This window comes from Bdellovibrio sp. BCCA, from assembly GCF_037996825.1.
Lineage (GTDB): Bacteria > Bdellovibrionota > Bdellovibrionia > Bdellovibrionales > Bdellovibrionaceae > Bdellovibrio.
Genome location: NZ_JBBNAC010000001.1, coordinates 2,302,680 through 2,326,534 on the forward strand (window position 1 = coordinate 2,302,680; position 23,855 = coordinate 2,326,534).

The following is a 23,855-nucleotide window of genomic DNA, read 5'->3' on the forward strand; positions in this document are numbered from 1 at the left end:
AGACCCGAGACCTCTTCATATGCGATTCCAACCTGGGCGACAAAAAACGTCAGGTGTATAAAGGTGCCCATACCAAACCTTCTATTTTTGAAATGAAACTCCAACTCCTCAGCATGAAACTTGAAATGGTCACTGTAGGAATACGGGGTTGGAATGAAAAGAACCGCAATATCAACAGTTTGTCTCATTATGATACTGACTGCGCAAACATGGGCGCAAGGTCAGATCAGCACGGCTTTGCCTGAGACAAAGAAAGAAAGCAAATTCTCTGCTGAATGGCGTTTGCGTCTTTCGGGTTCTGACGTGCACGACGAGCAAAGCCAAGCTAAAATCGTTGATATCCGTGCGGAAATCAAAGCAAAATATCTGCTTAGCAGCTCACTTCAACTCGATATCCAACCGACATTGCGTTTGCAATCAGGTCAAACCCAATCCGTGGATGGCGCAGATAAACCAGAAAATAAAATCACTTTAAATCAAGCGGCCGCTCATTATCTTCCTTTCCAAGGATTGCGTCTTTCTGCAGGGGCTTTGAATCAAAGACACATGCACACGCAACTTTTAATGGACAACTTGGCTTTCCCGGCAGCTCGTATGGAAGGCCTCTTAAAATACGGAAACTTTAAATCAAGCTTGGCTCTGGAATCCGCTATTCCAACTTCAACATCTTTAAGCACAAACACAAAAGAGCTTGAGGCAACGCCCTCTTTGAATGGGGCAGCTTTAAAACTCAATTGGCAAGCGGCTAAAAATCTTTATTGGAAAACAACGGCGGGATATTTTGTTTTTAACAATCTTCCTTCCGCAGTGGCTCAACAATCCCGTTTGCTTGGCAATGAGGTCGATAAAATTTCTGACGCTCAATATGCATTTACGAATAAATATGAAGGAATCGAAGCTTCAACAGAATTTGAATTCCCTGTTTTCTCGGTCTTGGATTTGAACATTGGCGGTGAATACGTGATGAATCAAAAAGCCGTTTCCAAAGACAACCAAGCTTATCGTTATTATGCCAACGGCGAAGTTCACCTGACAAAGAATATGGATTTAGTGATTGGCGGAAGTTATTTCTCTGTCGCACCAGAGGCTGCTGTGGCTTATTTCAATGCTTCCGGTTTTGAAACAAACCGCGTGGGTTATGCCGCTGAAAGCTCTTTGGCTTTCAATAAAGAAGGCTTCCTTGTCGGTCTAAAGTATATTGATTCAGAAGTGATGTTTGCCAATACCGTGCAATCTCGCGAAAAGACTGTGTTCATTAAGCTGGAGACTTTCTATGCTGATCTCTAAGAAAAACCTCATTCATACATTCTTAGGTCTTTATGCTCTAACGGCGCTGGCAGCTTGTAACTTGCCAAGCCCTAAAGATAAGAACGACACAGGTTCCAGTGCGGCGACATTCACAGCGCAAGCGATGGCGGATAAATCCAAAGCTCTTGAAGTTTCTGTTCAAGGGACTTTCGCTCTGCCTTCTTCTAAAGTTTTCAATCTTCAAGCCTGCGTAAAAGACGTGGCTTATGATAAAGCGATTTCCGGCCATGAATTCATCGTTGAAGAAGTGAACACCAAAGTGACTTCTGATAAAGCGGGCTGCTTAACTTGGGCCGAGCGCGTGAGTTTTAACTTTTTGGCAGAATCTCAATACATCCGTATCGAAAGACATATCAAAGGAACAGGACTTCACAAGGGTTCGCAAAAGGTGGCGTTTGCCATCAATCCTTGGTCGCATGGTGAAAGCCTTGCGCCTGTTTTGAATCCTGATGATGGCAATAACATTCCTCGTTTGGTGGATGATGCTCAAGCGGCGAAGCTTGCTTTGAAAGGTTTCTCTCAAGACAACCAAATCACTTCACGCCCTTTGTGGGTGGAAGATGGCCGCCTTTTCGTGACAGAACAAAAACTCACTCGCGATGGCGTTGAGCTTCTTGTTGAAATGCGCCCAAATCCTTCTATCCAACTGACGAAAATGAATGGCGAGATGTTCCTTCGTCCTTTGACGGCGGGCTCATTCAAAGCGCGCTTAAAGCTTGTTCACATCTATCAACAAGGTGATAAAGAAATTCGTCGTCTTTTGACAGAGACAGCGCCTATGGATGTGAAGATGGATAACGGCAGCTTGGCTGTGAAATCCACAATGTCTTTACCTGCAATTCCAACGCGCGGCCAAATCATGTTGGGTCTTGAGTTGCAACCTGTGAACGGTCCGCAAGGTCTTACAAGCTTTGATGGTATTTATCTTTTGGGTGAATACGACCAAATCAAAGGTTCTTCATTCTTAAAACTCAATACTTTGGTGGCGCAAACAAAAGATTTCAAGATTTCTAACTACGTGAATGCGACTTTGACTGAAGTGACTCAGAAGTCTCAAACAGACCAACAACAAGAAGGCTCTACGACTTCAACAATTGACGCTGAAACTTACCAAAAGCCAAAAATCGAAGTGTCTCAATTGGAGTTCCGTTTTATCCGCGTAGGCCAGGAAAAAACAGCCACTCGCGAAGTGTTTTACAATATCAGAGCTTGTGTGCGTAACGGTCTTGACCAGAAAAACACACGTGCTCATACATTTAAAATCACAAAATTCCGTCAATCAGAGACAGAAGAAGCTTCCAGTGTCAGCGTTAAAACGGACAACAACTCTTGCCTTAACTGGGATGAAAGCATCACGTTTAAATACTTTGACTGCCAACGCTACTTAAAAGGTTTCGTTCAAATCGAAAACAAAGATTTAGGTATGAACGAAAAACTAGAGATCATCGTCAATCCTTGGGAATCTCAAGGTGCGGTGGCTCGTGATATGCGTTACGTTGATCCAAGCGAGAAATTGATTTTAAGCTGCCAGGAAACTCAACGCCCGCGCACGCAATTGATCGTGGATGGCTTTAGTTATAATACTCTTTCTTACAACTACAGCGTTGATTCCATGTTGAATCTGACTGTGACAAAGAAAGTTCAAATGAAGATGGACCCTCGCCTTCTTGTTTACTCAAGCTTGGCAAATGGTCGCGCCGAAGTTGAAAAACTTCGTGACGGTGTTTACTTGTTAAGACTTGCTGTCGTACAAAACCGCGACTATGACACTTCGAACACTTATGTTACATCTGCGGATAAACTTGTGAATGTTCTGAGTGGTCAAATCAACACGGACATCACTTTTCAAACTCAAGACTTAAAAGCCTTGGGAAATCGCAACAACATGCTTGTTGAGATCTATCCGATTGACGAAAACAAAGTGACCGTCGCGAACGGCCAAGTGACTTTGAAAAATGCCAACGACTCTTTAGAGTCTGCGATTGACACTTCAACAGGTCTTGAAACGCCGACTTTTGTGGGTCCTGTGACTTTGAATATTGATGAAGCGTCTCGTCCTCTTCGTATGTTGGATGCCTCTGGCGTGAGCAGTTTCTTGCTCAACGGAAAAGGCACTAACGAGGCCTCTCTAAAATTTGTTGTAAAACAAGTTGTCGAGCAAGGTCTTAAAGTTCAAGCAGAAAAGCGCCAAAGAATTCAAGCTCGCTCTGAAAAAGCGCAATTTGCGAAAGAAAACAACTTGGATTTGATTTCACTCAAAGAAGCCGATGTCCAGGCTCCCCTTGTAAAAGCTTTTTTGGGCACAACGAAACTGAATGAACGCTTGATCGTGACGAAAGCGGATTTGCAAGATTTCGCGAACAAAGGAACTTTGGCTCCAGCGCTTGCGCAAAAGCTGTGTGCTTTCTGGGCTTCTGATTACCTGCAAAAGATGTATGCCAATAAAGGTGGCGTCGTCAGCCAACAAGCCGTGATGGGTCTTGGTATGAGCTGCTACAATGCCGTTGCAAAAAATCCTTCGGCGTTCTTCCAAGTAGAAAAACAGATGATGATCAAAGAACTTGGCGGCGCTCAATTCGTGAAAGGTCTGAACCAAGGTCTTTCTGTGGGAACAAGTTTTTCCGTGAGCGCTTCTCACTCGACTTCTAAAACACGCTCAACAAGCATCAGTGCGAAGTTCGGTTTGTCGAAAAAGTTCTTGGATCTTTTCTCTATCGGTGTGGATTTGGGATACTCAATGTCCTGGGCGACATCGGACTCAAATAGTGCCAGCAACTCTGTGACTGTGAGTGGTTCCACGTCTATGACAGTGCAACAAAATATCTTTAAAGTACGTGTGAATAAGTACGAGCAATGTGCCGTGGTTCGTTTAAACCCAATTCTTTTCATCAAAGACACAAAGTCTTGGTTCGGTCGTCGCGACTACTTAGGTTTCTTAAACCCTCGTTTGACGGAAGAAGAAATGGCGACAGCAACAACACGCGGCTTGATGATCTGCGAAGGCACTGTGCGCACAGCTCCCGTGGATATCATAGAGAATTACTATTTGATTGCCCAGGAGTCTAACAGCTCACAAATGCAAGACAATGGTGACGCTCGCAACAGAAACTTCTTTATCGCTCTTCGTTCTAAGAATGACTTTAACAGATTCGTTCTTGCGATGAAAGGCAATGCGAAGATGCCGACGACGGCGGAAAAAGAAGAGGACCCACAAGTCCAGGCTACCAAGATGATGGAGCAGCTTTTCCAAATGTCAGGTCCTGCGTATCCGGGAATGTATCTGGTTCAGTAGGAGATATTAAGTTTTCTTAAATCTCCGGCGGAAGAGAGGTTCCTTTCTTCCAATCCAATTTCACAGGGATTAGCCACGAATTGTATCGTTTTAAAGAGACACAGACACACTTTCTGAGTTACTATCGTTAATGCAACAAGTTGCATTAAACACTCGAGCGTGAAAACATGAAGCCCTCTCTTCCTAAGAATCTATTTAATTTGTCAGATATTGAAATTCTCAAACAATATCCGAAGACATTCACAGCCCCACCAGTACTATCGGAAAATCTCATCCGTCGCATTCTAAATGGCGAAAAAGTTCGGGATCAAGAATTCGACACTATCTTTCCGCCTTACTATCAAGTGGTCTCGGATATTCATTGGTCCTCCATTGAGGTCGCAAGACAAATTGCTTCTTGGCTCAATGAAAAACCAAAGCTTCGTTTTATAGATATTGGCTGCGGAGTGGGAAAACTCTGCTTTCTTTTGCAAATACTCACGCCGCACGAAATTCACGGAATTGAACAACGTACGAATCTTGTAAAAATCGCGCAGGCGATCATCAAACAAAATAACTTAAAACAGATTTCGATAAAATCAATGAACATGATAGACCTTGATTGGTCTGAGTATGATGTCTATTATCTCTACAATCCTTTTCAGGAACATCAAGACGGAAGCCGCTTCTGCGTGATCGAGAATAATATTGACTTAGATTCTAAGTATTTTGCTCATTACACATCTGAAGTTTTCAGACAACTTGCCTGGGCAGAAACAGGAAAAATGTTAATTACCTACCACGGGTTTGGAGGCCGAATACCACCCTCGTGGAGAATGCTCACGTCAAAACACATTGAAAATGGCCATCTCGAACTATGGATGAAGGAGTCTTAGAATGCCGAAACGAAGACATCCAAAACTCTTCTGGTAGACTTCTTCCTTCAAAATCAGCGCAGCCCCATCTCGTCGATTCGTTTATTTAGTGGTGATGCTTCTTGTACGTCGCCACTAAATCGGCTTGCGCTAAAACATGACCCTTCATGGCTTTTTCCAAGTCAGCTTTCGAGGGATTTTCCATGTGCGGAAGAACCGCATCCAACGCATAGATTTTATGATGGTAGTTGTGTCTTCCAATAGGAGGACATGGACCTCGATATCCCACAGCCATCCAATCATTCACTCCTTCATAAGAGCCTTTCGGTAAACTTGCTACATCTTCAGGCAAGGAACTCACAGACGCAGGAATATTAAAAAGCACCCAGTGGACCCACGTTTGTTTCGGAGCTTCTGGATCTGGTGCATCCGGATCATCGACAATGATCGCGAAACTTTTTGTGCCGGCGGGCGCCCCCTTCCAACGAAGAGGTGGCGACTTGTCATCACCTTCACAGGTGTATTTAGAAGGAATTTCTTCATGAGGTTTAAATGCGGGTGATTCCAAAGTGAAAAGCATAAGACCTCCCTAAGAATTTTCTTACAGGAGATTTTTTATTTTCTCAGCTTGTTTTAAAGCACGAGTGCCAGAACACAGATTATTTTTTTAAAAGAGTTTCGCGCAAAAATTCAATGCCGCGAACGCCGAACCAAGAATAAGATTCTCCGTTTACAATAGCGCCTTCGATGCCCAGTTCTTTGAGTTCACCGATTTTTTTGTGAAATGGAAATGGTTCTGACGAAAACAAGAAGAACGTGTCTTTCATTTCTTCTAATTCGACAACTGGATACTTCTCCCCTTCAGGATACTCGACAAGTTTTGCGCCTAATTTCTCTAGAACGGAACCGATGTAAGTTTCACGACTGACACTCATCCACGGTTTTTTCCAAATCATGTAAGCGACTTGTTTATATCCTTGTGACGGCGCTTTCACCCATTCCATGAACGCTGGAATTTTTTGAAAATCCCATTGCGGCACGGGTGCCTCTAAAATATCCAGACAATCGACAGAAAGTTCCATGAGTTGCGGATTTTTAAAGTGCTCTCCCAAGCGTGCTAATTCTGTCTGCAAACTTTGTAACGAAGAAACATGCGTTGCCAAATAAGGAACAGGACACTCCTCAGCCATCTCAAGTGGATTTTCCTCTTGATCTAAAAGAACCAAATCCGGTTTTAAATCGATAACTAAATCCCAAGAGACTTCTTTGGTCCCACCCACAATGGGAATATTCGTGATCATTTTTGGAGGATGAATGCAAAAACGCGTGCGTCCAACAACTTGCACACCCGCTTTTAATAGCGTCTCCGTCCAAGACGGAACCATACTCACTACGCGCATTTATATCCTCCATCGCCAAACTAAAGATTACCCGCCGGGCCATGGAGAGTCAAAAGCTTGACCGTCCGTGGTGCCCGGCACAGTATAGCCCTCTAACAGTGAGGTTAATTTATGACGCAACTCTTCCCTCTTCACGAGAAACCAGCTTTGAGCCCGTATAAAAAGGGCGACGTTCTTGTGTTATTTGGCGAACTTTTCTCGCGCGGTTATGCAAATGGTTTGGTTGAAGAAGCCGAACGTCGTGGCATGACGATTGTGCGCGCCACTGTCGGTCGCCGCGAAAAAGATGGATCTCTTCGTGCTTTGACAGCGGAAGAAACCGCAAACATTCCCCAACCTTTTATCAACGTTCCTCTAGAAGCCGGTTTCGACATGGAGCCAGACTCTAAAGGTGTCACTCCTTGTGACCAGCTTAAAGATATCAAAATGGGAGAATGGGATAAGACGACTTTGGATTGGAAGTCGATCGAGGAGTCTGAAAAGAATGGAACGACCCGTTTCAGAAAAAACACCGAACTTTTTTTGAAAGAACTTGAAAAGCACATCCCTGCCGGAGCCAACGTTTTGTTTGCGCACTTGATGGCTGGTGGTGTTCCGCGTGCGAAAATCTTGATGCCACTTTTAAACCGTGCATTTAAAGGCACAGGCGATCGCCATATCCCAACGCAAGCTCTTTTGGATTCACAAATCGGTCAATTCAGTTTGAGAAACTTTAAAGAAGTGACAGCGGAAACATTCCGTCACCTCGTTGAACTTTCAACACCTCTTCGCAAAAAATTGGAAGCGCAAGGCAACCACGTGTCTTACACAGCTTACGGCTATCACGGAACCGAAGTGATGATTCGTGGTCATTACAAGTGGCAAACTTACACCTGCTATTTCCAAGGTTGGGCGAAAATGGCTTTGGAACAATACTCTGAAGAATTCGCAAAACAAGGCGTGCACTGCTGCGTTTACAACTGCCCAGAGATTTTGACAAACTCAAGTTCGGTGTTTCAAGGCGTTGAAGTATCACTTTATCCTTTGCTTGCAGCTATTCAAAAAGATGCCGGAGATAAAAAACACGGCGAACAAGTGTTGGCACAATGTAAAGCTTTGCTTAAAGATGATGTCACATTTGACCAGATCATCAAATTTACCGATGAATACCTCACAAATGATCTGACTTTGGCGTTCTCAAAATACGAACAGTGGCCACAACACTCTCGCCAGGATCAAATGGAGTACATGCTAAAAAGCTCGGACTACTTGTTTGACCTTCACAAAGATCAGAAGAATTTGATCACTGCTGTGCTCAGCGAAGTGGTCTTTAAATCTTGTGGTTACGTGATGTTGCATGATTCTTGGCAACCAAAATCTCCAGTCGCATGGATCGGTCACGACCTTGTGGCTCGCTGTATGTAGCATGTCAGTTCAAGCCGGAGAGAGTTGGAATTATCAAAAGTATAAATTCTATGGTTTGTCGCTGTCGGGTATTCGCACAGCGATAGCCATGCCGGAACTCTCTTTGAGCTTTGATGTGGCTCAAGGTTATCCCTTTCTTTTAAACTTAAAGCATTTCTTTATCAGTCACGGCCATCTTGATCACTCGGCTGGCATTCCGTACATCATCTCGCAAAAAGCCATGACTTCTCAAGAGCCCGGCAAATTCTATATGCCGAAGTCCTTGGTGGAGCCTCTTGATCAAATCATGAAGCTTTGGGAACAAATCGAAAAGCATCAATACAAGTATGATTTTATCGGCGTGCAAAGTGGTGATGAAATTCCTTTGAACGCGCAAACTTATGTTAAGGTCTTCCCGACCCTTCACCGAATTGAATCCTTCGGCTACACGGTTTTTGAAACTCATAAAAAACTAAAAAGAGAATACGGCGGTCTTTCAAAGGAGGAAATCGTTGAACTTCGTCGCCAAAACATCGACGTCAATGAGGTTCATCACACTCCGGTGGTGAGTTTCACTGGGGACACGCAAATTGAGTTTTTAGATAGTTTTGATTGGGTTCGAAAATCTAAAATTCTTTTCTTGGAAGCCACTTATCTTGATGAAAAAAAGACCGTCGAACAAGCCCGCCATTGGGGCCACACACATTTGGATGAAATCGTTCCACGACTGAAAGATATTGAAAGCGAACAGATTGTGTTCATTCACGCCTCCAGCCGCTATTCCGACAAAGAGGCACTTCGCTTAATTCGGGAACGCGTTCCTTCTGAATATCATGAACGCGTGGTGCTTTTCCCGGGACGCTAATTAGAACATATCTCCCAGTTCCAACCAGATCTTACGACTTTTCATTTTCTTATTCTTAAGATACTCAACCCACTCTGAAGAGCTGCGTTTTTGCCAGTTCTCGGCCAAAGCTGCTGCAAAAATCAAAGGACTGTAGCCTTGTCCCAACATATCCTTGGGAGGACGAAGAGCTGTGAGCATCTCCGGGCCATAAAAACCTGTTGGCATCAAACGGTCTCTTTCTCCGAGTTCACCGATAATAATGGCGCCGTGGATTTGTCCCAAAACAGTGCGACTCAAAGGCCCCGAAGCCTCCGACGTTTTTGGAATGCCTGCTGTTCCAACAATCATCAAACCGGAATCAGCTTTTTTATTTAAAGTTTCAATAAGGTCTTTATTGGCCTCATTCACTTTCATATTAAAATCAAAAAAGACAAAGCTTGTTCCCACAGGCAAAGACTCAACACGTTCGTGCAAAGCCTCCATGTCAACAGCGCCTTCTTTTGTATAAGGAGTGAAGTTGACGATCTCGCAGCTTTTGCAAGGACGGACCTTTTCTTCGAAAACAGGTTTTACCTTCAATTCAAAGTCTTCAGCTTTCTGTTGGCCAAAATAAATCACTGTCGTTTTTGTCGGAGGCAACGCCGCCTGCGCCCATGTCGCTCCGCAAGAAGCCAAAATTAAAACGGCACCAGCCATAGCTTTTCTAAAATTCCATAGATTGCACTTAGTCATAATTCGAGTTTGCCCTCCCCCTTGGTTTGCTGTCGACTTTTTTAATTATTTATTGAACAATCGACATATGGAGTCATGGAGTCAGATTCGCATATTTCATTCAGGAGACGAGTACTTTCACAGTCTCGTCGAAGATATACGCAAAGCTCAGCGTAGCATCACTATCGAATCTTATATTTTTGCCATAGATAAACTTACGCAAACTATTTTGGAAGAATTAACCAGAGCCCGCGAGCGCGGCTGCACGATCAAAATTGTTGTCGATGGTTTTGGCTCCTACTACTACATTCCGCAACTCGATCGAATGTGTGAAGAGCGCGGGATTGAGTTCCGTGTTTTTCATCCCTTTCCCTATCCACTTTTGTGGGCAAGACGACTTTTTGCAAAATATTCGCTAAATGCGTCCCTCATCATGAAACGTATGAATCGTCGCACCCACCGCAAGATCACGATCATTGATGAAAAACGCGCTTATTTAGGCAGTTTAAATTTCACACAAGATCATTGTGAAAGTCTTGTTGGAGAAAAAGCCTGGAGAGACACCGGTGTCTATATTGAAGGCGAAGACTTGAGTCGCTTGGTGCTGGCATTTCAAATCAGTTACCTGCGCACGTATGTAAAAGGGCTGCTTTCTTGGGTGTCCCGCTGGAGACTTCGCAAAGACACGCATGACAGCTTGCTTCGCCTCAACACCACTCAGCGCATGCGCCGTCAATTGTACCGCGATCTTTTACGTCGCATTTCTGGAGCACAGTCGCGATTGTACATCACGACGGCTTATTTCCTACCCCGCCGTTCTTTGCTGTTGGCTCTCTTAAAAGCCGCCCGTCGCGGGGTGGACGTTAAAATTCTTATTCCCGGAAAATCCGATGTACCTGCAGTAAAATGGGCGGCTTTTAATATTGTCCGCTTCCTTTTGCAAAAAAGAATTTCTATTTACGAATATCAAAAGACGATTTTGCATGCGAAAACGATGATTATAGATAACGACGTCTTTATCGGCTCTTTCAACCTCAATCACCGCAGTGTTTTGCACGATCTTGAGGTGGAGGTCGTTCTGCGTGACGAGGCCAGCCTCACAAACATGCTTCAGCAATGGAGTGTCGATATTAAGAATTCCAAACTGGTTGCCGAAAAAGATCTTGCGGCTCCTTCGTGGCTCGCAAGGATTGTCTACAAAATCGCCTTCCGACTGCGTTATATGCTCTAGTTTTTTACTTTGACCCTGCCCTCTGAATTAGTGATCCTATATGTATGAATTCTTACGTTAAAGTCGCGATCACTGGGGGCCCTTCGGGCGGTAAAACAACTCTTATCGAAGCTCTAAAAAAAGAGCTTGGACAAAAATGCGCTGTCGTTCCTGAAGCAGCAAGTATTTTATACCGTGGCGGTTTTCCGCGCTACAAAGATGCCCAGGGTATCATCCATGCGCAAAAAGCGATTTACTACACACAAAAAGAGCTTGAAGAGATGATTTGCCTGCTTAGCCAAAAACCTTTGATCGTGTGCGATCGTGGTTCTTTGGACAGCGTTGCCTATTGGCCCGCAGATGAATTGAATTTCTTTAATTCCATTCAAAGCTCTCGCGAGCAGGAACTGGCCCGCTATGACTGGGTGATCCACCTCGACACGGCTTCCATGGATTTTTACGACACGAACAATCCGATTCGTACAGAAACTTTCCAAGAAGCTTGGGATCTAAATACAAAAATCAAACAAGCTTGGGAAGGCCATCCCCGTCGCGTGGTGATCACTCACAACGAGGACTTCCTTTCGAAAATGACAACGTCTTTATCAGTCATCAAAGCCATCATGGCTCACAAAAGTGCTGAGGATATCAAAAAGGAGCTTCTGCAATGATGAGAACTCTGCTGGGTCTACTTTGTTTTTGCATCGCGTGTTCTTCTTTTGCACAAGGCCGCTCGAAACTAAAGCCTTTGTATTTCCAAGCAGACAAAAACAATCTGCAAGTTCTTCCGCAAAGATTCGAATACACTTTGCTCGATGAAGATCGCTTGAAAGTCGGTGACATCCTTATCGACACAACCCAAGTGACCTTTCAGATTGAACCTTCCGCAAAAAAACGAGGCACCTACAGTATTCGTTTCACTTGGCCTGCGGGGCTTATCAAAGACGGCGAATTGGCGATTAAAAACAACTCTGGCAAAGCCGTCTTCAATGCTCTGCTAACAAAAGACAATTTAAAAATTTCTCAAGGGGCCGCCCAAGAAGGGGAAGAAGCTTTGCGTTCTGAAATTGCGACTTTTGCCATCGACGATGTTGAAGCGAATGTTGTTGATGATATGAAGTACTTCCCGTTCATGGTGTTTTGTATCTACCGTGAAAGCGATGAGACACGTTTGTATCTGTGCTCCAAAGAACTTTATCTCAGCTCACAACAAGGCCAAATGGTGGTCAAAGCGCGCTCTAGCACAAAGAAAGCCGCGCAAATTGAAATCAACGGCAAAGTGGTCGGCAATCAAGGGATCATTTATCTCAACGACCGCAGTGAAAATGTCGCATTCAAAGCTCAAACTCAAACAGGCGCTTTCTTAGAAATTGAAACGCGCAAAAAGGACGTTGACTTCAAAGACGTGGTTGTTTCTGATGACGGGGAAAAAATCATCCTCACCGCTTCAGGAGCTGAACCCGTTGACGAAAGCAAAGTTAAAAAACTTTCTGATGAAGACTGGCAGATTACTCTTCCGAAAGGCCGCCCTGTTCTGTACTTAAAAGGTGATGGCGACATTCCAATGCGCCAAGAGTTTTACGTGCGCGGCACATTGCCACGTGAAAAGAGCAGACCTTATATTTCAGCTAAATCTGTTTCACGCACTTATTCTTCCCAGCTATCTTTTAGTGGCGTGAGCCCGGAAGGTGTGCAAGTGAAAGTTCCTGAAAAAGACCCCGATGCGCAATTAGAACCAACAAAGAAAAACCAATTCTATTGGACCGTTCGCAACATCCCCGCGGGTGTCGAAACTCGCCGCTATCTTTCTGTGATTTCAGAAGGACACGACTTCACTGTGGGTTACGATGTTTTCCGCGGGCAACCTTTTGGATTAGGATTGGGTGCTCATTATCTCACGCCGTCAGGTCTTGTTTTTGGCTCGGTGGACTTCCAATGGTGGATTGAAAATTTCTTGATGATCAACACCAACTGGTCCCGTTTCCGTTGGGGATTGGCTTTAGAAAGACAGCAACATCTGACTGAAAAAGACGATCAACCGAAAGTGGATTTCACAACATTGGAACTTTTGTGGAGAGCCAAAGAAGGTTTCAACTTGATTGATGAAACTTGGGGCCTTTCATTGCCTTTACAAATGATTCAAGGTGAAAGCGCGAGTGCGACTGCTTTTGGATTAGGAGCTTTCTGGATTAAAAAACCAGGACGCTGGTTAAAACCATTTATGCAATGGTCAGAATTGAAGTTTCATTACTTCGCAGGTTCTTCAGGAAGTGATTTTAAACTGAAATCAGCCTATATGCTCAAAGCTCAAGCTTACTGGCAATTCTCTTCGCAATGGTATTTGCGCTACGGGCTTGATTTCAGCGATTACAAATACGATCCGGCTGCCGCAAAAGAAGAAAGCCAAATTGGTGTGAATGCGGGAGTCTTCTGGAAATTCTAACGCTTCTTAAAAAAGCCTGAAACAACCTGTTTAAGGTCCATATTGAAAACATCCTGCTTTTTGTTAGCCGCAGAAAGCATGGAGATTTCACGGCGCGCAGGAATGAAAGATGGATCGAGCGCCACGCTCTTTTCGAAAGATTTGCGCGCAGCCACCATATCCCCTTTGGTTTTGTTGAATAAACCAATCACGAATGGGAATAATGTATCATAGCGTTCATCCGGTGGAACTTGCATAAGCTCAAGTTCCACTTCTTTTAAGACAAACTGTTTCTTCATAGGATCTACAGAGCCCAATTTAGCCCATGAACTATAGAGATGAAGCTGCTGCGTTTGTGGATTGAGTTTCGCCACTTCCGCAAGATGCTCTAAAGCCTTTGCAAACTGATTGTACTGAAGAGCTTTTTTTACTTCTTCCATCAAGGTCGTGGCTTTGAGTTTCGCTTCCGCTTCAGATTTTTGTGAAGCTTGACGGAACTGATCGATCTTATTCGTATCACGAGATGTGGCGACAGCTTCTTCGGCTGCTTTTTTGATTTTGCTCCACACCGTATAAACTTCAGATGCGGTGTCTTGCGGCTGATCTCCGATAATAGTCATGAAGTCCGCCAATGCAGAATCCATAGAACTTCCACCGGAACCTGTTTCCATATAAGCCACAATTTCGTAACCGTTCTTGCCATCAAGCTCGGCCCAGATTTTCTTTAAAACTTTCAATTGCTCTAGCGGATTTGTGAATGCCGCACGCTGAGCAAAGACGATCAAACCTTTCGTCAAAAGGAAATGAATCGCCTTATAAACGGCAACTTCACTGTAACCTTTGACATCCAAAAGCTGGGTCAATGTCATTTGGTTGTTGAGCTTCACAGTCAAACCATCCAAAGACTTTAACAACGACATCGAAAGAGCCGGATGATCATCACGGAATGTCGGACTTTTCACGATCACGTTTCCGGACCACATCACATACAAAGACTTAAGCCAGCTAATAGAAATCTTAGAAGCAATCCAGTCATGCAGATAATAAGACAACGTATCAGCATCAATACTTGGGCTGCTCATCTCCACTTCAGCCGACGCAAAGTTCACGCGGATTTTTTGATCCACGATCGTGCGCACCAAGCGGATGTTCATTTGCTCCATCAAAATCAAATCAAAGGCATGAGGGCTCAGTTGATTATTTTGAATAAGGTAATTACCAATACGGCGGTTGTTCTTGTCACGCAAAGCCGCTTGCACGTCTTCCGGAGTCGCATAACCACTTTGGATCAACATCTCCCCTAAGAACGTCGTCTTATCGTCCACGTCCACGCCGACGATATTGCCATTGCAGAACGTGATACCAGAGACGGAGCCATCGGCATTATAAATATTCAAATAACCACTGCTCTTTGTTTCTACAAGCAATGAATATAAGAACGGCAAGTCAAACCCGCTCACCTCTTCGATGGATTCAATGACCTTTCTTTTTTGACGATTGGTCACTGTCGGGTTTGCAAACATTTGATAAAGCAATTTACGTGCGCTGGATTCTTCTTTTTTCGGAGCTTCTTCTTTCTTAACAAGTTTAAGAACTTGCTCCATCTCAAAAGGCTTTTTCAAGAACGCCACGGCTTGTGTACTTTGTGTGGCTTCTTGAATGAATGATTTATCCGTGTAGATACCGCTCATCAAAACGACTTTAAAACGCGATGAAGGATAATTTGTGCGCGCTTGTTTGATAAAATCCAAACCCGTCATTTGCGGCAAAAGACAGTCACAAAAGAGGAATTCGATGTTGGTGTTTGTGGATAAGATGGTATTGGCCTCGTCAGGACGAGCCGCCAAAAAGACGTGATGACCGGCGCGACTGAGGACTTCTTTTAAAGCCAGCCCGACGCTTTCATCATCTTCCAAAATTAGGATCTTTGTTTTTCCTGGTTCCACATTTCCTTGTCGGTCTATAAGTCGGATCTATTTAGAATAAAAAAGAAAAAGCGGGCCTGTCATCCAGGACCCGCAGCATTTTCTAGACCTATGTCGAAGATTTCTTACTTTTTGAGGAACTTAAAATATTTGGATTCAATAACATCCATTTCCATTTCGTTCCCTTCTTCATCCTTCACGGATGCAGGAGGTGTCACGCCGCCCTCGTTGAATTCTGTCCCATAACGAAACAGAACGTTCTTTTCAGAACCAGAATCATCATTGTAGTACGGGACAAAAAATGAATTTACTTTGCCGGTTGCAGGCAAGAATCCATCGACCATGTTGATTTGATCGACGATCACTTTCGGGCAATTGCTGAATGAAATCTGTGCTCCACCCGCCGTGCCTATCCATTTAATCCACTCGCGAATACCGCAAGAGTTGATACTTTTTAGACCGCTCAACTCCACGTCGATGGCTTGGTTTCCCGTCAAATTAAACTGAGAAAAATCGACGTCCTCATCGATCGTGCCTGCCATTTGAACTGTGAGTTTATCAGCAGCTTTATTCATTTTCACATCGAGTTTACCCATGGTTCTTCTCCTCATTCACGTACAGATTTAAATTTAATTAAGACCTTCTCGTTTGACCACAAAAAATGTCACGTCATCGACTAAGGTTGCTCCCTGACGATGGCCTTGGAAGCTCACAACGAAACGATCTACCGAATCATTCACGCCAGGATAGTCTTTGTTCGCGGCGATAAGGGCCTTGATAAATTCTCTCTCGCCCCAAGCTTCTTTTCCAGGATTTTGAATGTCGGGAATTCCGTCCGTATAGAAGAAAACAGAATCACCCTCATCTACCTGAATGCTCGTCTGTTGGTAAACGGAATCACGCGCTTGCCCTAATCTGGGATTATTCACTTCATTAAGGGGCACTAAATCTTTTTTCTTAAGAGGCCCCTCACCTTTTTTAATCAAGAACGGCGCTTCGTGAGAGGCATTGCAGTACACCAACTCGCCCGTGTCTAAATCAAAAGACGCCAAGAAGAACGTCATCATGATACGACCTTTTGAAACGTCATAGATACTGCGATTCAAAAGTTCGAGAGCTTTTGATGGCGAAATGTTTAACCGCTCAATAATCGTTGAAGCGGATTTTGCAGCACTCGTAATCAAGGCAGCCGGAGCACCGTGCCCTGTGGCGTCCCCGATCCACAAGAAGATTTTATTTCCGATTTGACAGTAGTGCCACCAGTCGCCACCGCACTCACTGGCAGGCTCATAGTAACCGGCAATGGCCAAAGGCCCGATTTTCGCACGTGTTTCAGGGAAAAGAGTTTCTTGCACGGTTTTCGCCGTTTGAAGTTCGGATTCCATACGCGCTTTTTCAGCCGTTTGATCTAACAAACGTGATACTTCCGCCGCCATGATATTAAAATTATCCGCCAAACTTCCAACTTCATCCGTGGATTTCACATCCACACGAATATTGAAATCCCCTTCCGCCACTTTTTTAGTCGCGTTGAAAAGCTGAGTAAGAGCTTGCGTGATACCGCTGGAAGCAAAAAGACTGAGAATGATTGTTACCGAAATCAAGATTCCGAAAAAAATCAAAGATTTGCGAATCAGGATTTGCACGGCACCCAAAGCTTTTTCTTTTTCTACCGTTGTTACAACAATCAAATCACCGAAACCCGCTTTAGAGAAAGACACCAAAAGATCTGTGCCATCAGCAGCTTTATCCGTCTCGGCCCCTTGTGCTACTTTCGCAGAAGAGCCTTTCAAGAAAGACGGCGTCACCGTCTCTTGCAGTTTCTTTCCCGGCATTCCATCCGGACCAAAAAGCACAGTTCCATCTTGAGAGATCAAATACATTTTTTGCGACATTGCTGCTCTGAACATTTCAGAGGCTTCGCTCATACGCACGATGACAAGAAACACCGTATTGCGTGTTTTTGTTTCATCGCTGACTTTTTCAAAGATGAAAATACGATCGTCGCTGAAAGGCACTTTCACCACACGGCGTGTGGCTTCCACTTCCGCGAAATACGACGGTATTTGATTTTGCAAAGAAGCCAAAACACTCGCTGTCTGATCCGGAACTTTTTCAAGAGTCGCTGCTTTTTCAAAAGCACCGCTTTGTGACGGAGTAAACACCACGATGGATTCAAGATTGAACTCATTCATGAAAATAGAATCAGAAACCGGCGTGAATTTTTGTTGGGTGAGGTAATCTTGAAAGATCGGCTTCGTCGTTCCAAGCACAGCATTGAGCTGTGTCTTAATTTGAGCCGCCATGGTTCCTGACATACTGCTTGAAGAATCAAAGACATAGGCGATCTTGTCGTCTTCAAAAATCTTCAACGCTAAAATTAAATACACAGTCAGTGTAATTAAAGGTAGTGAAGTGAGCAGTAAAAGAATCTTATATCTTATTGATATGCCACGTTTTTTCACGAGTTCAGTATGCCCTTTAACAGGAAACCCGAAAAGAAATTCTCATGTAACTTGGCCTAAGGTCCGTAAATCATTCGTCATTTCCAACCGATAAGCCCTCAAGCAGGAGTGTTATGTCACGTTTTGGACAAACAGAAAAAATCATCTTTGTATGCGCCATCGTAGCTCTGTTGGCCTTCTCGTACTTTTTGTACGATGACTCTTTGCTATTCCCGAAAGTCAACAACGGAAAATTAGAACTCATCGGTGACGTCGCGATTTCACAAAACGACGTTCGCCGCAAAAATCTTGATACATTCAGTTGGGTCCCCGCTTCTCGCAAAGATGCTGTCTATCAAAACGATTCGATCTTTACTGGTGATCGTTCCGAAGCAACAATTCAATTGCAAGACGGAACTCAGATTAAAATCCAGCCAAACTCTTTAATCACTTTGAACTTGAAAAACGGTCAAATGAATCTGGATTTGCGCTACGGAAACCTTGTCGGCGAATTGGCGCAAGGTTCTTCATTGACAATCAAATCCGGCACAGAAGAATTCAAACTTGAGAGCCAACAAGGCTCCCCTGAAAAATCTAAAATTCAGTTCAACAAAGCTCACAGCGGTAACGTCGACTTGAAATTACTTTCCGGTGACGTGAAGTACGTTGATAAAAAGAAACAAGCTGTCAAAGAGCTTCCGAAAAACGCGGTGGTCGCTGTCACTAAAAAAGGGGAAGTAAAACAAGTTGAAAAACCGCAACTGTTCTTAAAAACGGCAGACAATACAAACTGGCTTCGTATCAATCCTGACGATCCTCTTCCTTTTGAATGGGAGAGCAAAGGAGACGTCGCGCGCTTTGAACTTGAAATCTCGCCAACGGAAGATTTCAGTCATGTGGCGATTTCAAAACTGACTCAAGATAAAAAAACGCAAGTGGTTGAACCTTTAGAGCCTGGCTCTTACTTCTGGCGCTTGAAAGCGACGGACCACAATGGTCAATTGGCAGCCACATCACCAGTTCAACACATGCAAATCACTCATCTGGTGGGTCCGCAAATCACAACGCCGACTCAAGCAGCGCAAATCAATCTTGAGTTGAAAGTAAAACCTCAAGAGGCTTTGGAAACAAGCACGGAAATCCAATGGCGCGCGCAAGAGTCTCTTAAAAACTTCACATGGCAAGTGGCTTCCGATGCGGAATTCACAACGATTGTGAAAGAAGGGCAGACAAATACTTTAGCGGCGGTCACTCCAAAACTTCCTGCGGGAACTTATTGGGTGCGCGTGCAAGGTCAGACAGAATCGCAAAAACCATCTCCATGGTCTGAGCCCGTGTCTTTCACCTTGAATCTTTTTGCGCACAAAGAAGAGCGTCCAAACCGCCCTATTCTTGTGACGAAGAAAGTCGACTTCAAAGTTCCAACAGGAAAAGATCGCAATCCGGCGTCTCCGGAATCTCCGAAGCTGGCGTGGAAACCTGTTCTACAAACGAAGAACTACATCTTGCAAATTTCTAAAGATGCTAGCTTCAAAGAAGTTGAAAAATACGATATCACACAAAACCAAGTGTCTTGGTCACAATATCGTCCAGGTCAATACTTCTATCGCGTTTATGCTCGTGGACTGAACGGTCTTATGAGTGAGCCGAGTGAAACTGGAACAATTGATATCAACATGGATGGTCTCACGTTAGATCCGATGAAGACGATCAATGCCATTGGCCAAGCTCCGGGCCCTAAAGAAACTCCGATCAGTTGGTCTGAAGTTCCATTTGCGAAATCCTATCTTGTGCAAATGGACAAGGATAAGAATTTCGCACATCCACAACAACTGGAATATTCATCCAATGCGGGGACTTTAACCGTGCCGGATCCAGGTCGCTACCACGTGCGCGTGCAGGCGATGGATGAAAGCAACAAACCTTTAACAGGTTTCTCAAATATCGAAGAAGTGCTTTATACATTCCGTACGCCTCTTTCTTCTCCTTCGTTGTTAGAGCCATTTAACAATGCTTCGATCTTCCTGCAAACGGAAATGGAACCATTTATCTGGCTTGAATGGAAAAAGGTGGAAGGTGCAACTTCTTACCGTATTGAAATTTCAGATAAAGCGGATTTCTCTCGCACATTGATTGCAAAATCTCTGCAAGGAAATCGTTATTTGATTAAAGACCGCGTTCCACTTGGAAAAATCTACTGGCGCGTGCGTGCGGAATCTAAAGGCGACGCTGAAATGTCTGAATGGACAGAAAAGCGTGAATTTACTCTTTACCATCAAAAAAATGAGACGTTTGTAAAATGAAGATTCAGTACTCCCTCTTTGACACCCTTTTGGAACCTGTGTTTGTTCTAAATGCTGAGCAAAAGGTCGTCTATTGCAACGAAACGGCCGCGATCGTCGCAGGTCTTTCTATTCGCAAAATCACAAGAGGCATGAAGTTCTCTGAACTCTTTGAGTTTAGTGAACCGATTGAGGGTCTTGATAAGTTGATTCATATTTGCGACGCCACTCCTTACAAAGAAGTGAATTTTAAAACGTCCCAAGGTGGCGAAGGAAAAGTACAAATCACACTGCAACCTATTTTTGACTCTATGGGGGATAAAAACTGGATTGTCTTTGTGCGCGACGTGACTTTGGAAGAACGCCTTCAGAAAAAATATCGCGCCGAACTTGAACAAAAAGAAGACGTCATCAAAGCCCTTGAAGAAGCCAAAGTCCAACTTGAAAATTACAGTAAAAACCTCGAGCAAATGGTCGCCGACCGCACGCGCGAGTTGTCGCGTCTCAATCAAACCATGTCCGCTCTTCTTGATAGCTTGGGACAAGGCTTCTTCATCTTTAATTCTGAAGGTCATATCCTCGACGTTTCTTCAAAGGCCTGCGAAACCACAGTGGAATCGAAGCCCGATGGAAAACTCATTTGGGATGTTTTAAAACTTCCTGAAAACAAAGTCGAAGGTTTCAAAAAATGGATGCAAACCCTTTTCATGGAAATGCTGCCATTTGAAGACTTAGCACCATTAGGCCCCGTGACTTATCCGCATTCAAAGAATCGCAATATCGCTCTTGAATACCACCCGCTTCGTTCCACCGAAGGTGCGATGGAAGGCGTTGTTGTTGTCGCTTCCGATATCACTTCACTGGTTGAGGCACAAAAACAAGCCGAAACAGAAAAAGAACACGCAAAACTGATCATCAATATGATTAAGTCAAAACGCGAAATCCACCGCTTCATCCAAGAAGCACAAGGACTTTTAATTTCCGTGCGCGAAGAGGTATCTAAGGACGACGGTCCTTATGACTCAGAAACTCTTTTCCGCAACTTGCACACTCTTAAAGGTGGTGCGGCCCTTTTCTCTATTAAAGAAGTCGCTGAAGCTTGCCACCAAGGTGAAAGCCTTTTGGCAGAGCTTAAAGAAAATTGGACACAAGCCGGATTTATTTCATTGCGCGCGAAGTGTTTTGAAATTGAAGAATACTTCTTTAAGTTCCTTGAAGAAACGCGCGACATCTTGGGTTCTTCTGCAACTTCAGAAGAACGCCAAATTGAAATTGCTATCAGTAAATTAAACGACATCGCTCGCAAGGTAGGAACTCTGCCTGGTGGCGGTCCTGTCGCGCAGGAACTTTTATTAGAACTTGCGATGGAGCCCGTGTCTCAATTCCTAGAGCCCTACAACGAAGTGATGCTTCGTTTGGCTGAAAAAATTGACAAGATGATGGCGCCGTTGCAAATCAATAATGGCACCGTGATGGTGATTCCGGAGATTTATAATTCTCTGTTCTCTACCCTTGTGCACGCTTTCAGAAACGCCGTCGATCATGGAATTGAAATTCCCGACACGCGCATCGATCAAGGAAAAACCGCAGAAGGTCATGTTGAAGTGAATGTTGAAATCAAGAACACAGGTTCAAAACCATCCTTGATGATTCAAATCAAAGATGATGGTGGTGGTATTGATCCATCAAAAATTCGCGAAAAGTTGGCAAAACGTATGATCGACACTCGCAACAAGTCAGACCAAGAAGTGATCCAACATATTTTTGACAGTCAATTTTCGACTCGTGAACAAGTGACAGAAATCTCAGGCCGTGGCGTGGGAATGGATGCCATCAAAGTCGCAGCCGAAGAACTTCAAGGCCGCGTGTGGGTCGAATCTGAACTCGGTAAAGGCACAACACTCTTCGTTGAAGTGCCTTACATCACCGAGTTCAAAAAATCAGACGAAAAAACACCTATCGCCGCTTAAAAATCATTTAGCAACGTCAATCAGACACGTGAAGCTCGCGACACCTGTGCGCTCACCGTCTTCGGTGTATTGTTCCTCTGCGACACAAGTGACATTCTTAGAGCTGTACTCCGTCAAGCGCGGGGTATGAATGGTCATCGTCGCTCCTGATTTCTCCATTTCAAAAAACAGAGCTTCCGCTTTCTCTCCGGTGATTTCGATCGATTTAGCAAAGGCAGTTACAGACATCATGGATACGGCTAAAACCAGAACTAGCTTTTTCATTAAGAACCTCTCTTGATAATTTTCCTCACAAGCAGAGGTTGCACAGCATGTGCCTGCTTAAAAACTCAATAAGACATCTTTGAAGTGCAAAGAGCGCTCAGACAGTAAACACGGTGTCCTTCTTGGCGCCAATTCCTTGTCTCATAATGAGACGACGGATTTTCCCGTAACACGAAGTGAAAAATCGACTAAGCCTTGTTGTGCTTCATGTAAGCGGCTTTTAACTTATCTTCGAAAATCTTCGCAGAGAATGGTTTCACGATGTACTGAGAGACACCGGCAAGAACCGCTTCCGTCACTTGATCCCGCTCAGACTCGGATGTTAGAAGTACGAATGGAAGATTGCTCCACTCCGCTGTGGCACGAACTTGTTTTAAAAGTTCAAGTCCCTTCATCTTTGGCATATTCCAATCTGAAATCACCAATTGAATTTGCGTTCCCGGAGTGTTGCTCTGAACAAGAACCTTCAGACCTTCTTCACCGTCAGCAGCTTCTTGAATATTTTTATAACCCATTGCCTTTAACGTGTTCTTCACAAGATCACGGATGGAAGGCATGTCATCGATAACCAAAATGCGGGTTTCTAGGGGAAACATAGTAAGGGCTCCTCTGCAGTCTTAGTTTAAAGAAAACATGAAGAGAAGCTCAAAGAATCTTTACAACCCTAGACTTTGTGCGGGAGCGAGCCACAAGAAATCAGCACGCGGTCCCTCGACCGGAGAAGGTGCGATCTCGGTCGCAATTTCTTCTTCCGTTAAATCCAAAGTGTTCACTTGAGAAAAGGTCAGAACCGGAACCTGAGGCGCTCTTGCATGAATTCGGTCTGGCAAACCTCCACCGTACTGAACATGGAACTCGCCAACGACAATCACCAAGACCTGGTCAGGGTGAGCGGCAATAAACTCCGTTGCTCTCCACGCCATCGTGTCATCCCAAATAGACTGAGCAGCAAAGTAGCGCTCTCCGGCTTCCGGATTTGGCAGATGAGGCATCATGCTTAAAAAACGATGCTTGTAAGAATCGCGACCCAACGAAAACTGCGGCGGAAGCAATGCCGACTCTTCAGGAGTAAGAGAACTCAAACCTTGCTTAGAGACTTTGCCAGTCAACGAACGAGGCGCATTCAACGCCAGGGTCATAGCCCCTTCAGAAAGCAGCGGAAACTCAGCCTGACTGCGATAGTAGTCATAAGAGGGACTTCCCCAAGCAATGGCTTTAAGGAATTCTGGCTCCGTCAATGCGCCCTTGCGGTAGGAGTCTACGAGGTCCTGTTGAGTGTATGTAAAAAATTCCATTCCCACAGAGACCTTAAGGCCCTCAGCCCGTAAGGCTGTCATAATCGCCAGCTGTTGGTTCTGGTGTTCTTTAAATCCGTGGTTTTCTCCGATAATGACGATAGAACCTGGGGCAACAGAACTGACGGTTTCTTGCAAACGGACCGGCTGTTGGGTGTTTCCCCTCAAAATGCCACTAGTTTGGGCATGAGCACAGGCCGACAAAAGCACGGATACTAGAAAAAGGCTCCAAGAGTTCACGAATTCTC

Annotated in this window: 19 protein-coding genes; 10 read left to right on the forward strand and 9 right to left on the reverse strand. The window is 44.4% G+C overall.

What is annotated here, in order from left to right:
- Window positions 1-153 precede the first annotated feature (153 nt).
- From AAAA78_RS11275 to AAAA78_RS11285, 3 genes are all read left to right on the forward strand, one after another.
- Window positions 154-1,287, forward strand: a complete 1,134-nt coding sequence (locus tag AAAA78_RS11275; protein ID WP_340592154.1) for a hypothetical protein — start codon at window positions 154-156, stop codon at window positions 1,285-1,287.
- Complete coding sequence (locus tag AAAA78_RS11280; protein WP_340592155.1) at window positions 1,274-4,600, forward strand: hypothetical protein; 3,327 nt, start codon at window positions 1,274-1,276, stop codon at window positions 4,598-4,600. Before AAAA78_RS11275 ends, AAAA78_RS11280 begins: the two co-directional genes overlap by 14 nt.
- 167 nt (window positions 4,601-4,767) lie before the next feature.
- Window positions 4,768-5,475, forward strand: a complete 708-nt coding sequence (locus AAAA78_RS11285; RefSeq protein ID WP_340592156.1) for a methyltransferase domain-containing protein — start codon at window positions 4,768-4,770, stop codon at window positions 5,473-5,475.
- Between the two features lie 85 nt (window positions 5,476-5,560).
- Here the strand turns inward: AAAA78_RS11285 and AAAA78_RS11290 are convergent, their stop codons facing one another.
- Complete coding sequence (locus AAAA78_RS11290) at window positions 5,561-6,034, reverse strand: YbhB/YbcL family Raf kinase inhibitor-like protein (protein ID WP_340592157.1); 474 nt, start codon at window positions 6,032-6,034, stop codon at window positions 5,561-5,563.
- A 79-nt stretch (window positions 6,035-6,113) separates the two neighbouring features.
- Window positions 6,114-6,854: a helical backbone metal receptor gene (locus AAAA78_RS11295; protein ID WP_340592158.1), complete on the reverse strand. Its 741-nt coding sequence runs from the start codon at window positions 6,852-6,854 to the stop codon at window positions 6,114-6,116.
- Window positions 6,855-6,965: 111 nt separating this feature from the next.
- Between AAAA78_RS11295 and AAAA78_RS11300 the strand changes: the two genes are divergently transcribed.
- Together AAAA78_RS11300 and AAAA78_RS11305 are read left to right on the forward strand one after the other, a co-directional pair.
- Window positions 6,966-8,258 (forward strand): enoyl ACP reductase FabMG family protein, encoded by a 1,293-nt coding sequence (locus AAAA78_RS11300; RefSeq protein ID WP_340592159.1) that lies wholly within the window; start codon window positions 6,966-6,968, stop codon window positions 8,256-8,258.
- 1 nt (window position 8,259) lies between these two features.
- Entirely contained in the window at window positions 8,260-9,102 is an 843-nt protein-coding gene (locus AAAA78_RS11305; RefSeq protein WP_340592160.1) for an MBL fold metallo-hydrolase, read from the forward strand.
- Here the strand turns inward: AAAA78_RS11305 and AAAA78_RS11310 are convergent, their stop codons facing one another.
- A complete protein-coding gene (locus AAAA78_RS11310) occupies window positions 9,103-9,816 on the reverse strand; it encodes a hypothetical protein (RefSeq protein ID WP_340592161.1) in 714 nt (237 codons plus the stop codon).
- A gap of 67 nt (window positions 9,817-9,883) precedes the next feature.
- Here AAAA78_RS11310 and AAAA78_RS11315 point away from each other — a divergent pair, with 67 nt between their 5' ends.
- From AAAA78_RS11315 to AAAA78_RS11325, 3 genes are read left to right on the forward strand one after another with little or no spacing between them, the layout of a single operon-like run.
- Complete coding sequence (locus AAAA78_RS11315; RefSeq protein WP_340592162.1) at window positions 9,884-11,026, forward strand: phospholipase D-like domain-containing protein; 1,143 nt, start codon at window positions 9,884-9,886, stop codon at window positions 11,024-11,026.
- A 44-nt stretch (window positions 11,027-11,070) separates the two neighbouring features.
- Window positions 11,071-11,676, forward strand: coding sequence for an ATP/GTP-binding protein (locus tag AAAA78_RS11320; protein WP_295900020.1), 606 nt, complete (start codon window positions 11,071-11,073; stop codon window positions 11,674-11,676).
- Window positions 11,673-13,448 carry a hypothetical protein gene (locus AAAA78_RS11325; RefSeq protein WP_340592163.1) on the forward strand — a complete coding sequence of 592 codons (1,776 nt, stop codon included), beginning with the start codon at window positions 11,673-11,675 and terminating at the stop codon, window positions 13,446-13,448. Before AAAA78_RS11320 ends, AAAA78_RS11325 begins: the two co-directional genes overlap by 4 nt.
- Here AAAA78_RS11325 and AAAA78_RS11330 read toward each other — a convergent pair.
- The 3 genes from AAAA78_RS11330 to AAAA78_RS11340 form a co-directional block, all read right to left on the reverse strand.
- A complete protein-coding gene (locus tag AAAA78_RS11330; protein WP_340592164.1) occupies window positions 13,445-15,373 on the reverse strand; it encodes a response regulator in 1,929 nt (642 codons plus the stop codon). The genes AAAA78_RS11325 and AAAA78_RS11330 overlap by 4 nt on opposite strands.
- Before the next feature lie 104 nt (window positions 15,374-15,477).
- Window positions 15,478-15,948, reverse strand: coding sequence for a hypothetical protein (locus AAAA78_RS11335; RefSeq protein WP_340592165.1), 471 nt, complete (start codon window positions 15,946-15,948; stop codon window positions 15,478-15,480).
- Window positions 15,949-15,981: 33 nt separating this feature from the next.
- Window positions 15,982-17,742, reverse strand: coding sequence for a SpoIIE family protein phosphatase (locus AAAA78_RS11340; RefSeq protein ID WP_340592166.1), 1,761 nt, complete (start codon window positions 17,740-17,742; stop codon window positions 15,982-15,984).
- A gap of 188 nt (window positions 17,743-17,930) precedes the next feature.
- Here AAAA78_RS11340 and AAAA78_RS11345 point away from each other — a divergent pair, with 188 nt between their 5' ends.
- On the forward strand, window positions 17,931-20,099 hold the full coding sequence (locus AAAA78_RS11345) for a FecR domain-containing protein (protein WP_340592167.1): 2,169 nt from the start codon (window positions 17,931-17,933) through the stop codon (window positions 20,097-20,099).
- On the forward strand, window positions 20,096-22,048 hold the full coding sequence (locus tag AAAA78_RS11350; protein ID WP_340592168.1) for an ATP-binding protein: 1,953 nt from the start codon (window positions 20,096-20,098) through the stop codon (window positions 22,046-22,048). Before AAAA78_RS11345 ends, AAAA78_RS11350 begins: the two co-directional genes overlap by 4 nt.
- Before the next feature lie 3 nt (window positions 22,049-22,051).
- Here the strand turns inward: AAAA78_RS11350 and AAAA78_RS11355 are convergent, their stop codons facing one another.
- The 3 genes from AAAA78_RS11355 to AAAA78_RS11365 all read right to left on the reverse strand — a co-directional run bounded on the left by AAAA78_RS11355 (window position 22,052) and on the right by AAAA78_RS11365 (window position 23,847).
- Complete coding sequence (locus AAAA78_RS11355; protein ID WP_340592169.1) at window positions 22,052-22,312, reverse strand: hypothetical protein; 261 nt, start codon at window positions 22,310-22,312, stop codon at window positions 22,052-22,054.
- Window positions 22,313-22,500: 188 nt separating this feature from the next.
- Window positions 22,501-22,908, reverse strand: a complete 408-nt coding sequence (locus AAAA78_RS11360) for a response regulator (protein ID WP_295900034.1) — start codon at window positions 22,906-22,908, stop codon at window positions 22,501-22,503.
- A gap of 60 nt (window positions 22,909-22,968) precedes the next feature.
- On the reverse strand, window positions 22,969-23,847 hold the full coding sequence (locus AAAA78_RS11365; protein ID WP_340592170.1) for a ChaN family lipoprotein: 879 nt from the start codon (window positions 23,845-23,847) through the stop codon (window positions 22,969-22,971).
- Window positions 23,848-23,855: the final 8 nt, after the last annotated feature.